Origin of the sequence: Bradyrhizobium sp. SZCCHNRI3043, assembly GCF_032377735.1 — a bacterium.
Taxonomy (GTDB): Bacteria; Pseudomonadota; Alphaproteobacteria; order Rhizobiales; family Xanthobacteraceae; genus Bradyrhizobium.
On the sequence record NZ_JAUHID010000021.1, the window covers coordinates 16553 to 28704 of the forward strand.

Below are 12152 nucleotides of genomic sequence, written 5' to 3' on the forward strand. Positions count from 1 at the left end.
GCGACACGAAATTCGTTGTGCGACCGCATGGCTGGCGCGCAGGAGAAGATCATGCCCGTTCTGAAAACCAGTGACGGCACAGAGATTTACTACAAGGATTGGGGCTCCGGCCAGCCGATCGTGTTCAGCCATGGTTGGCCGCTGTCAGCGGATGATTGGGATGCGCAGATGCTGTTTTTCCTCAATCACGGCTTTCGCGTCGTCGCCCATGACCGCCGCGGCCATGGCCGCTCGGCCCAGGTCGCCGACGGCCACGACATGGACCATTATGCCGACGATCTCGCGGCATTGACCGCGCATCTCGATCTCAAGAGCGCGATCCATGTCGGCCATTCGACCGGTGGTGGCGAGGTCGTGCATTATCTGGCGCGTCACGGCGAAAGCCGCGCGGCCAAGGCGGCGGTCATCGCTGCCGTGCCGCCTCTGATGGTCCAGACCGCGGCCAATCCGGCCGGACTGCCGAAGTCCGTGTTCGACGACTTCCAGACCCAGGTCGCCACGCGCCGCGCGGAGTTCTATCGCGACGTCGCCGCTGGGCCGTTCTACGGCTACAACAAGCCCGGCGCCAAGCCGTCCGAGGCCGTGATCCAGAACTGGTGGCGCCAGGGCATGATGGGCAGCGCCAAGGCGCACTACGACGGCGTCGTCGCATTCTCGCAGACCGACTTCACCGAGGATCTCAAGAAGATCACGCTGCCCGTGCTGGTCATGCACAGCGAGGACGACCAGATCGTGCCTTACGCGGATTCCGCGCCGCTGTCGGCCAAGCTCCTGAAGAACGGCACTCTGAAGACCTACAAGGGCTTTCCGCACGGCATGCCGACCACGGAGGCCGCGACCATCAACGCTGACCTCTTGGCCTTCATCAAGGGCTGACGCCCTCGCGCGTCCTCCCGCATCACAAATCTGTCACGGAGATTCTCATGTCGAAGCTCGAAATGCTGACCCCGCAGAACTGCGCGGTCGCGCTGATCGACTATCAGCCCGCGATGTATCAGGGCGTGCAGTCGCACGATCGCCTCGGCGTCTTCAACAACATCCAGATCGTCGCCAAGGCGGCCAAGCTGTTCAAGATCCCGACCGTGCTCACCACGGTCGCCAAGGACTCGTTCTCCGGTCCGTTCATGCCGGAGGTGACCGAGCTGTTTCCGGAGCACGACATCGTTGACCGCACGGCGATGAACTCCTGGCTCGACGCCGGCTTCCGCAAGCAGGTCGCCGCGACCGGCCGCAAGAAGTTCATCATCGCGGGACTCTGGACCGAGGCCTGTGTGCTGTTCCCGACGCTCGACATGCTGCGCGAAGGCTATGAGATCTACATCCCGGCCGATGCCTGCGGCGACCTGTCTCTCGAAGCGCACAACCGGGCGATGGATCGCGCGGTGCAGGCCGGCGCGGTGCCGATCACCTCGTGCCAGTTCGCCTTCGAGCTGCAGCAGGACTGGGCGCGTGCCGAGACCTATGACGGCATGATGGAGATCCTCAAGGCGCATTCGCCCTACGGCATCCAGATCCGCTTCTCGAAGTGGGCGCTCGGCGAGCACGCCTCGGAAGGCGGCGCAAAGTAACCCTGGGACGAGCGATGAAGATCTATCTGTTCTCGCTCGGGGCGGGTCTGTTGGTCGGCGTGATCTACAGCCTGCTTCAGGTCCGCTCGCCGGCGCCGCCGCTGGTGGCGCTGGTCGGCCTGCTCGGAATTCTCGTCGGAGAGCAGGTGATCCCCGTGGGCAAGCAGCTCCTGAACGGCACCACGCTTGCTGCCGCGTGGCAGAAGGCGGCCTGCGCCACGCACATCTTCGGCATGCTGCCCGGCCATCACGGCCGGGCAGACACAACCATCGCTTCGGCGCGAGACGAGAAGACCTCATGACCGATCATCCCGACCTCATCCTGCATCGCGGCTTGTTCACGACGCTGGATCGCTCCAACCCGCAGGCGAGTGCTGTCGCGATCAAGGACGGCGTGTTCACCGCGGTCGGCCGTGAGCAGGACGTCATGAAGCTCGCTGGCTCGGCGACGAAGATCATCGACCTGAAGGGCCGGCGCGCGCTGCCGGGCCTGATCGACAATCACCTGCACATCATCCGCGGCGGTCTCAACTTCAACATGGAGCTGCGCTGGGACGGCGTGCGGTCGCTCGCTGACGCAATGGCGATGCTGAAGGCGCAGGTCGCGATCACGCCGCCGCCGCAATGGGTGCGCGTGGTCGGTGGCTTCACCGAGCACCAGTTCGCCGAGAAGCGGATGCCGACCATCGATGAGCTCAACGCGGTCGCGCCGGACACGCCGGTGTTCCTGCTGCATCTGTATGATCGCGCCATTCTCAACGGCGCCGCGCTACGTGCCGTCGGCTACGACAAGGACACGCCAGAGCCGCCCGGCGGCGAGATCGCGCGCGATGCCCAGGGCAAGCCGACCGGATTGCTGCTCGCGAAGCCGAACGCCGCGATCCTCTATGCGACGCTCGCAAAGGGCCCCAAGCTGCCGTTCGACTATCAGCTCAACTCCACGCGCCATTTCATGCGCGAGCTGAATCGGCTCGGCGTCACCGGCGCCATCGATGCCGGCGGCGGCTTCCAGAACTATCCGGACGACTATGCCGTGATCCAGAAGCTCGCCGATGACGGCCAGCTCACGATCCGGCTCGCCTACAATCTGTTCACGCAGAAGCCGAAGGGCGAGAAGGACGACTTCCTGCGTTGGACGCAGAGCTCGTCCTACAAGCAGGGCAACGACTATTTCCGCCACAACGGCGCCGGCGAGATGCTGGTGTTCTCTGCCGCGGATTTCGAGGATTTTCGCGTACCGCGGCCGGACATGCCGGCCGAGATGGAAGGCGAGCTCGAGGAGGTCGTGCGCATCCTGGTCCAGAACAGGTGGCCGTGGCGGCTGCACGCGACCTATGACGAGACCATCTCGCGCGCGCTCGACGTGTTCGAGAAGGTGAATCAGGATACCCCGCTCGACGGGCTGCACTGGTTCTTCGATCATGCCGAGACCATCTCGGACCAGTCGATCGACCGTATCGCCGCGCTCGGCGGTGGCATCGCCGTGCAGCACCGCATGGCCTATCAGGGCGAGTATTTCGTCGAGCGCTACGGCTTTGGCGCGGCGGAGGCGACGCCACCGGTGAAGACGATGCTCGACAAGGGCGTCAAGGTCTCCGCCGGCACCGATGCGACGCGCGTCGCCTCCTACAATCCGTGGGTCTCGCTGTCCTGGCTGGTGACCGGCCGCACCGTCGGCGGCCTGCGACTGTATCCGCAGCGCAACTGCCTCGATCGCGAGACGGCGCTTCGGATGTGGACCGAGAACGTCACCTGGTTCTCCAACGAAGAAGGCAGGAAGGGCCGCATTGCGGTCGGGCAGTTCGCCGATTTGATCGTGCCGGATCGCGACTTCTTCTCCTGTGCGGAGGCCGAGATCGCCGACATCACCAGCGACCTCACCATGGTCGGTGGCCGCATCGTCTACGCAGCCGCCGCGTTCAAGCCGCTGGACGACGCGGCTCCGCCGCCGGCGATGCCGGATTGGTCGCCGGTGCGCCGCTTCGGCGGCTATGGCGCCTGGCTGGAAAAGGGCGACGATGGCACCGTCCGCGCCCAGGCGATGCAGATGTGCGGCTGCACCAGCGCGTGCGGCATGCATGGCCACGACCACGCGCGGGCATGGTCCTCCAGCCTGCCGGTCTCCGATCTCAAGAGCTTCTGGGGCGCGCTCGGCTGCGCCTGCTGGGCGGTCTGAGATGGCGGGGATGTCCGACACGCCGCGGCCGATCGCCGCGGTGCTCGACTGGCGCTGGCTGTGGCCCGCGGCGCGGGTCGCGCTGGTTTCAGCCTATCTGATCGGCGGCGTCCAGAAGTTCATGGACTTCCCAAGCGCCATCGCTGAGCAGGCGCATTTCGGCCTGCAGCCGGCGGCGCTGTGGGCGTCGGCCGCGATCGCCGTCGAGCTGATCGGCTCGGTGCTCGTCATCGCGAACAGGTTCGTCTGGCTCGGCTCCGGCGCGCTCGGTGTGCTCACGCTCGTTGCGATGCTCACCGTCAATGATTTCTGGCACATGGCCGGCCATGAGCGCTTCATGGCGCTGAACGCCTTCTTCGAGCATCTCGGCCTGATCGCCGGCCTCGTGCTCGTCTCGATCATCTCCTGGCGCGCGCGCCGCGCTTGATCCACATCTGCTCATTCGAGGTCGTCATGGTCCGTTCCCGTCATCTGCTCGGTGCCGTCATTGCCACCACGCTGCTCGCCGCGCCCGCTCTCGCCAAGGACGCGGCGCCGCTGATCGGCGTGGGCGCGCAATACGACACCACGCATGTCTATGTCGCGCCCGACGACGTCGAGAAGTTCGCTACCTCTTTCCTCGCCACCTTCGGCGGCCTGAGCACCAAGCAGGTGGTTGCGACGGTGACGCCTGCTCCGAGCAGCACGACCTCGCAGCTGCTGCAGACGCCGGTCGGGACCGTCTCGCTGTTCGGCTTCAAGACACCAATCCCGTACCCATTCGGCGCCGAGCGCACCGGTTATCTCGTCACCGATCTGGACGCGGCGATCAAGGCGGCCAGGACCGCCGGCGCCGACGTGGTGGTTGCGCCGTTTCCCGATCCGATCGGCCGTGATGCGGTGATCCAGTGGCCGGGCGGCGTCAACATGCAATTGTATTGGCACACGACGAAGCCGTCCTACGCGGCGTTCCAGACCGTTCCCGACAACCGCGTCTATGTTTCGCCCGATCGCGTCGAGGCCTTCACGCGCGCCTTCCTGCGCTTCTCCAAGGGCAAGGTCGTCTCTGAGGACCCCAAGGCGCCTGGGGTCGAGATCGGTCGTCCCAACGATCACTATCGGCGCCTCCGCATCGAGTCGGTGTTCGGGCGGATGACCGTGCTCGTGACCGACGGCCATCTGCCATATCCGTTCGGGCGCGAGATGACCGGCTACGAGGTCGCCGATCTCAAGGCGACCCTCGACAAGGCGAAAGCAACAGGCGCGACCGTGCTGGTCGAACCCTTCACCTCGGATAAGCGCGAACAGGCGGTGGTGCAGTTTCCCGGCGGCTATGTCGCGGAGATTCATGCGCCGTCGAAGTAGGGTATTGCTGCGATTCCCGAGAGGTGACGGATGGCGCGGGTCCTGAGAAAGACGGTGGTCGCGAGCGCGCTGCTCGGCGCGCTATGTGCGGCCACGTCAGCTCTCGCCGAGGACAACGCCTCACGTCCGGCGATCCGTACCAACCGCTGGCAGGAGGACTGGTCGGTGCTCGCCGATCCCGCGCTGCGCACGGCGCCATCAGATCCGATCAAGTACATCCCGCTGCAGCAGGATCATCCGCAGAGCTACGTCTCGTTCGGCATGAACCTGCGCGAGCGGTTCGAGAGCCTGGATGCCGCGAGCTTCGGCATCGGTGGAACGAAACCCGATCAGCATGTCCTGCAACGGCTGCAGATCCATGCCGACGCACATCTCAACGAGCACTGGCAGCTGTTCGTCCAGCTGGAGGACGACCGTGCCTTCGGCAAGGCCAAGATCACGTCCGTCGACCAGGACCCGCTCGACCTCCGGCTCGCCTTCCTCGCCTATGTCAATGCGACGGAGAAGGGCACCTTCAAGGCCCGGGTCGGGCGCCAGGATTTCGACTTCGACCTGCAGCGCTTCGTCTCGTCGCGCGACGGGCCGAACGTGCGCCAGTCCTTCGACGCGCTGTGGGCCGACTGGGAAAGCGGCCCATGGCGCTTCATCGGGTTCGTCAGCCAGCCGGTGCAATACAATCTGGTGCGCCCGTTCGACGATACGTCGAACGGATCGTTCCTGTTCCACACCTTCCGAATCGAGCGCCAGGTGCTCGGCACCAACGAGCTGTCGTCGTATTATTCCTACTATCAGCGTGACAATGCGCGCTTCCTCGACGCAGCGGGTGCCGAGCAGCGCCACGTGCTCGACATCCGCTTCGCCGGCAAGCTGGCGGGCTTCGACTGGGATCTCGAGGCGATGGGGCAGGCGGGCTCGGTCGGGACGAAGCAGATCCGCGCCTGGGGCGCCGGGGCGCGCGCCGGCTACACCTTCGCCGATTTGGCTTGGCAGCCGCGCATCGGCCTTCAGCTCGACGGCGCCTCCGGCGACCGCCATCCCGGCGACAGCAGGATCGAGACCTTCAATCCGCTGTTCCCGAACGGCTATTACTTCACGCTCGCGGGCTTCACCGGCTACACCAACCTGGTCCACCTCAAGCCGTCGCTGACGGTGAAACCCGCGACCGATCTGTCGTTCATGGCGGCCATCGGCCTGCAATGGCGCGCGACGACGGCGGACGCGATCTACGTCCAGCCCAATGTCGCAGTGGTCGGCACGGCCGGGCGGGGCAGCGCATGGTCCGGCGTCTACGCGCAGCTGCGCGCCGACTATCGCTTCAGCGCCAATCTCACCGGCGCGCTGGAAGCCGTGCACTACAAGATCGGTGATGCGCTGCGCCGCGCCGGCGGCCACGATAGCGATTACATCGGCATCGAGCTGAAATACGGGCTCTGAACAACGAAGGTAGGACCACACATGTCGCAATTCGTGTCCCGCAACGTTGTGCCGCTGCTGCTCAGCGTCAATGCCGGCTATGTCGACACGGCCGGCTTCCTGGCGCTGCAGGGCCTGTTCACGGCGCACGTCACCGGCAACTTCGTGACGCTCGGCGCGGCGCTGGCGCTCGGGACCTCGGGCGCGGTCGCCAAGCTGCTGGCGCTTCCGGTGTTCTGCGTGGTCGTGATCGCGACACGCCTGACCGGCACCTTGCTGTCGCGGCGGGGGGCGCGCGCCTTCGAGATCCTTATCGCGGTCAAGCTCGTGCTGCTGATCCTCGGCGCCGCGCTCGCGGTGCATTTCGGCGCGTTCCATGATGGCGACAGCCGCGAGGCGATCATCACCGGCATGGTGCTGGTCGCGGCGATGGCGATCCAGAACGCCGTGCACCGGATCCATCTGCCGACCGCGCCGCCCTCGACCCTGATGACCGGCACCACGACGCAGGTGATGATCGATCTCGCCGACAGGATCTATGTCGGTGACAAGGGCCAGGCGCCGCCGCCCGCGCGGCTCATGCAGATGGCCATCAACGTGCTCGCCTTTGCGCTCGGCTGCGGCGCCGCCGCGCTGCTGTTCGTGCGCCTGGGCAGCTGGTGCTTCGTCGTGCCACCGGTCGTTGCCGCGCTGGCTCTCGTCGTGCGTCTCGCCGGGCCGGAGCCGGCGCGCTGAGGACGCTGTCAGGTGCCGGTGCCGAGCGCCGGCTGCACGTTCGGCGCGGGGGTCGTTGGCGGCAACCGCGGCAGTGACGGCGCGACCTGGGTGTCGCCGTCGCAATGGACCGCGTAGAGCAGTCCGAGCGGGTTGCCGTGCTCGCGGAGAAATTCCCGGCGCAGGCTGAGGAACGTCTCACCCAGCGGTACGCCGTCGAGAAAGCTTTCGAAGAAGCGCTTCGCCCAGGCCGTGGCGAAGATCGCCGGCGTCTTGCATTCCGTTCCAACCACGCCGCGCGCGCCCTTGGCCATGAAATACGGCACGAAGCCGTCGTAGAATGCCGGCGACAATTCGGCCGACTCGCAGGCGTTGATGAAGACGAGGGGATTGCCGGGAAGCAGCTTGCTGGTCGGGGCGTCCAGGCTGAGCTCGCCCAGCGTGATGCCGGCATCGGTCAGCACCAGGCTGGAGCCGTCGGGACCGCCGGGATCGTCGAGGCCGGTCGCCCGGGCGTGACAATAGAGGTAGAGGATCTGGTCGTTGGTGGTCTCGTCGGCCAGCGCCTTGACCAGCTCCTTGCTGGTCGTGCGCGAGACCACGTGGACGTTGCGGCGTGCCGCCTTCTCCGCGACCCAGAAGCGCTGCTGCTGGGCGACGAGGTCGGCGCCCATCTGCCGGTCGATGTTGTCGTTGACGTTGACGCTGATGCTGAGTTCGGGCTTGTCGCTGGGGATCAGGCAGTCGGAGACCCGCGGCGTGTTCTGCATCGGGATCTGCTCGATCACGTGGCGCATGCCGATGAAATTGTCCCAGTCGAGCTTGGCGCCGGCCGAGGCATCGCCGACATAGAGCAGGCCCCACGGCACCGTGGTCGCCTCCGCCACGATCTGCAGCTTCAGCCGCCTGGAGCGGTCGCTGGTCAGCTTGCGCAGGAATTCGCCGATGTCCTTGGAATCCTGCGCGGCGGCGGGGCCGAAGAACAGCTTCGTGAACAGCGCCGCTCCCGCGCGCGCCATGATCTTGAGCGCGGCGTCGCGGTCGGCATCGGCGATGTCGATCCCGCTCTGGAAGACGAAGCTGCCGGCCGCGTTCTGATAGGTCACGACCTTCATGAGCTCCTGACGCGCGATCTCGATCGACTTGGCGAGGTAGTCCGGCAGCAACGGCAGCCGGGCGCGCACCGTGACGGGCTTCCAGACGAGACAGTCGTAACCGCCCGCGATCGGCATGATCGACAGGCCGACGTCGCGCGGATTGAGCACGCTGGCGGAGGAATAGGGCCGGCCATGCGCGCCCTCGACGCGGGGCGAGGGCGCTGCGCCGACATCGATGACGAGGTCCATCTGCTGGACGAAATTGCCGTCCTTGTGGACCGTCGCCCGCAGCGCCGACGGGCCGAATTTCTTCGGCGACAGGTCGAACCGCGCCTTGTTGCGCGACTTGCCTGTGCGCGGCAGCCGCAGCGGGCGGCTCTTGTCTGACAGCTCGAAATCGTCGCTGTCGAGCTGGATGGTCAAGGTGACATCGGACGTCCCTTCCGGGAACAGTTGCTCGTCGGCGAGCGGCACCGACGAGACGCCGCTCTGCTGGATGTCGACGTCGAAAGCGAAGGTGTACCACTGGCCCGGCTTCAACGGCTCATCGAGATCCTCGAAGCCGGCGTTGATCCAGCGCTGCTCGCCGGACGGATAGGCTTTGCGGTTCTCGAACGGGGGTGGCTGCGCGACCGGCGGCGCCGGCACCCATTGCGGATATTGCAGATGAATCTGCTGCTGCTGGTCTTCCTGCTGCTGCTGCTGATGCTGACCCTGCTCCCGCTGCTCCTGCTCGCGTTGCTGCCGCTGGGCCGGCTCGATCTGCTGCTGATCCTGCTTCTGCACCTGCTCCGGGAACGGAGCACTCTCGAACGTCCGCTGCCGCCAGAGCTGCTGATCGAAGTGGCGGATGTCGCTGCCGAGCAGCCCGCCGCCCGGGCCGGGTTGCGGCCGCACGGCCATCGGCGCGGCCAGGATCGCAGCCCAGAAAGCGTGCGCCACTTCGGGGTGGGCGATGTCGCTGTGGGCGCCGGCTGCGCCGCCGCCGTTCCTGATGATGCGGCTCGCCTCGATGTTGTAGACCCGGCCGCTGCCGAAATTGTAGCTGAAGCCGACATCCTGGATCGGCATGTCGACGATCGCCAGGGGCTGGGTGCCGCGGACGCCGAAGCTGCCGATGGCGCCGTACAGCGGATAGTCGGTATCGAGCAGATATTGCTGCTTGAGCCGCGCTCCGAGCGGGTAGAACCATCCGTTGGCCCGGTCGTAGCTCGAGCGGGTGGTCACGAAGGCGCCGCGCACGAGCCCCTTGAGCAGCGTGCGCCGGAAATAGCCCTGCGTCGGCGCGGCCTGCGGAATGCTCTCGGCATAGCACCACAGCGACAGCGCACCTTGAACCAGGAACATCGTCTCGACCGGGCGCGGCAGCGCGCGGCCGTCGGGCGTGCCGGCGACGGCCGCCGACACGACGATGCAGCCGAAGCTGTGGCCCATCAGGTGAACCCGGGCCGTGGGCGCCGCCTGCTGCAGTCTGACGAGGACATCATGAGCGCCGGCCTCGCCGAACTGGCGCGCGCGATCCTTCATCTTCCAGAACGACAGGATGCGGAGCGGCGCCAGCAGCGCGTCGCGCAGATCATCGCCGAGGCCCAGCGTCCCGGCGGTTGCGTCGGCCAGCGCGCTCCGCGCCTCGCTCACGATCACGGATGGATCGAACCGGTCCTGCTCGGCGCCGGGGCGTCCGCTCGCATCGCCCATCGCAAGGCCGGCCGCGGCGAACAGCCTGAGATAGGCATCGCGCATCGAGTCCGGCAACGTGGCCGCCGCCGGCGCAATGCGCGCCTGCTCGAGGATCGAGCGGATGTCGGAGCGTGCCGCCGGGGTGTCGGCAATGCGGGCCGCATAGCGTTCCACCTCCGCCTCGAGCGATGCCGCCGACGTGTCGGCGGACAGCAACCCGCCGCCGCCCGATGGCAGCGTCTCGTCTCCGAACGGCAGGCTCGGCCAGTGCAGTCCGATGATGACGGGGGCAAAGCCGGGACGCTGCCGCGCGGCGGCGAGCCGATCCGTTTCGATCGCCGCCATGGCGGCAAGCCAGCGATCATACTGCTCGATCGCCGCAGGGACGTCGCCCATCCAGCCATGGCTCAGCAGAAGAATATCGGTGACCGCCCCGCCCAGCGTCTGGAGGCGGTTCACCACCATCTCGCTCGCGAGCGAACCGTCGGCCTCTCGCCGCTCCTGCCCCGTCGCGTCGAAGGCGATGAGCACGTATTGCAGGTCTGAGCCTGGTACCTGACGGACGGGCATGCGTGCCTCGCAATATGACCATGTCGGCACCCGCTTTGGTGGTTGGTTGCCGACCCTAACAACTTCTTATTATGCGTGTGTTGTATTTAGCCGAGTTGATCGAGTCAACGCGATGACGTGAGGCTGCAACCCCGGCTGCGTCACGCAGTTGATCCTGCTGACGGCGGATCGCGGTGAACGCGCAGGGGGTCGCGCGCCGGCGGCCTCCAATGACGAAAAGTTTAGCTGTCCGCATCGCGGTCCGCCATTGCATCCCATCTGCATAACCCCCAATTCTAGAAACGAAACGGTTCCGTTCTATTCAAGGAGACGTGATGACACAGCAAGCTCTGTCATCGGCTGAGGTCCCATCGGCGGCCAACGACGGTCCGGCGGTCTCGGCCCGCGATCGTGCCGTGCGGCAATGGCGCGGGGATGCCTCCGGCGAGACTCCGCAGCAGATCGAGGCCAAGGCGCCGGCTGCGGAGCCCGGCCCGTCGCCGACGGAGCACGGGCAGCGCCAGGAGGGGTCCCGGAGGAGCCTGATCCGGCGGCATTCGCTTGGGGCAGCGCTGGGTCTCGTGCTGCTGCTCGCCGTCGGCGCCGGCGGCTACGTCTACTACGATGCGGCTGGTCACTATGAGACCACCGACGACGCCTTCATCGCGGCCCGCCAGTTCTCCATTGCGCCAAAAGTCTCCGGCTACATCACCGCCGTCCCGGTCACCGACAACCAGCACGTCAAAGCCGGCGACGTGATCGCGCGCATCGACGATCGCGACTACAAGACCGCGCTGGCGCAGGCCGATGCGCAGGTGAAGTCGGCGCAGGCGGCGATCCGCAACATCGATGCGCAGATCGAGGTGCAGCAGGCGCAGATCACCGCGGGCCAGGCCCAGGTCGAGCAGGCCCAGGCCGGGCTGACCTTCGCCGAGCAGCAGGCCAAGCGCTATCAGGACCTCGCCCGCACCGGCTCCGGCACGGTGCAGAGCGAGCAGCAATACACATCGCAGCTCCAGCAGCAGAAGGCGGCGCTGACCTCGGCGCAGGCCAACCTCTCGGTCGCGCAACGCCAGTTGGAGTCGCTGAAGGCGCAGCGCGAGAGCGCCGAGGCCAACCTCACGCAAGCCCAGGCACAGAGCGACCAGGCGCAGCTCAATCTGTCCTACACCACCGTGACCGCGGCGCAGTCCGGCCGCGTCGTCAATCTCAGCGCCGCCGACGGCCAGTTCGCGGCACAAGGCACGGCGCTTTCGATGTTCGTGCCAGACGACGTGTGGGTCACCGCCAATTTCAAGGAAACCCAGCTCGACCAGATGCGCCCCGGCGAGCCCGTGACCTTGGAAATCGATGCCTATCCGGAGCGCGAGATCCGTGGCCATGTCGCCAGCGTGCAGTCCGGCTCGGGCCCGGCCTTCTCGTTGCTGCCGCCGCAGAATGCGACCGGCAACTATGTCAAGATCGTGCAGCGCGTGCCCGTGAAGATCGAGATGGACGATCCGCCGACCGACGTCGCACTCGGGCCGGGCATGTCGGTGGTGCCGACCGTGCGCGTCGATCCCAAGCCGTCGCTCTTTGAGCGGCTTAAGGCTGCGCTGTGAGAAGGCTGAT

The 12152-nt window shown here is 66.5% G+C and carries 10 protein-coding genes; 9 read left to right on the forward strand and 1 reads right to left on the reverse strand.

What is annotated here, in order from left to right; all coding sequences use genetic code 11:
- Nucleotides 1-51 precede the first annotated feature (51 nt).
- The 8 genes from QX124_RS27820 to QX124_RS27855 are packed head-to-tail and all read left to right on the forward strand — an operon-like array spanning nucleotide 52 to nucleotide 7236.
- On the forward strand, nucleotides 52-876 hold the full coding sequence (locus tag QX124_RS27820) for an alpha/beta hydrolase (RefSeq protein ID WP_315798848.1): 825 nt from the start codon (nucleotides 52-54) through the stop codon (nucleotides 874-876).
- A 47-nt stretch (nucleotides 877-923) separates the two neighbouring features.
- Entirely contained in the window at nucleotides 924-1568 is a 645-nt protein-coding gene (locus QX124_RS27825; RefSeq protein ID WP_315712755.1) for a hydrolase, read from the forward strand.
- Between the two features lie 14 nt (nucleotides 1569-1582).
- Nucleotides 1583-1870: a XapX domain-containing protein gene (locus tag QX124_RS27830; protein WP_315758377.1), complete on the forward strand. Its 288-nt coding sequence runs from the start codon at nucleotides 1583-1585 to the stop codon at nucleotides 1868-1870.
- Nucleotides 1867-3744: an amidohydrolase gene (locus tag QX124_RS27835; protein WP_315798849.1), complete on the forward strand. Its 1878-nt coding sequence runs from the start codon at nucleotides 1867-1869 to the stop codon at nucleotides 3742-3744. The genes QX124_RS27830 and QX124_RS27835 overlap by 4 nt, the downstream gene beginning before the upstream one ends.
- A 1-nt stretch (nucleotide 3745) precedes the next feature.
- Nucleotides 3746-4171 (forward strand): DoxX family protein, encoded by a 426-nt coding sequence (locus QX124_RS27840; RefSeq protein ID WP_315798850.1) that lies wholly within the window; start codon nucleotides 3746-3748, stop codon nucleotides 4169-4171.
- Nucleotides 4172-4197: 26 nt separating this feature from the next.
- Nucleotides 4198-5088 (forward strand): glyoxalase, encoded by an 891-nt coding sequence (locus QX124_RS27845; RefSeq protein ID WP_315738865.1) that lies wholly within the window; start codon nucleotides 4198-4200, stop codon nucleotides 5086-5088.
- Nucleotides 5089-5118: 30 nt separating this feature from the next.
- Nucleotides 5119-6522, forward strand: a complete 1404-nt coding sequence (locus tag QX124_RS27850) for an alginate export family protein (protein WP_315798851.1) — start codon at nucleotides 5119-5121, stop codon at nucleotides 6520-6522.
- A gap of 21 nt (nucleotides 6523-6543) precedes the next feature.
- Nucleotides 6544-7236, forward strand: a complete 693-nt coding sequence (locus QX124_RS27855) for a YoaK family protein (protein WP_315758372.1) — start codon at nucleotides 6544-6546, stop codon at nucleotides 7234-7236.
- A gap of 8 nt (nucleotides 7237-7244) precedes the next feature.
- Here QX124_RS27855 and QX124_RS27860 read toward each other — a convergent pair whose 3' ends face one another.
- Complete coding sequence (locus QX124_RS27860) at nucleotides 7245-10562, reverse strand: CHAT domain-containing protein (protein ID WP_315798852.1); 3318 nt, start codon at nucleotides 10560-10562, stop codon at nucleotides 7245-7247.
- Between the two features lie 314 nt (nucleotides 10563-10876).
- On the opposite strand from QX124_RS27860, the gene QX124_RS27865 reads away from it, so the two are divergent.
- Entirely contained in the window at nucleotides 10877-12142 is a 1266-nt protein-coding gene (locus tag QX124_RS27865; RefSeq protein ID WP_315798853.1) for an HlyD family secretion protein, read from the forward strand.
- Nucleotides 12143-12152: the final 10 nt, after the last annotated feature.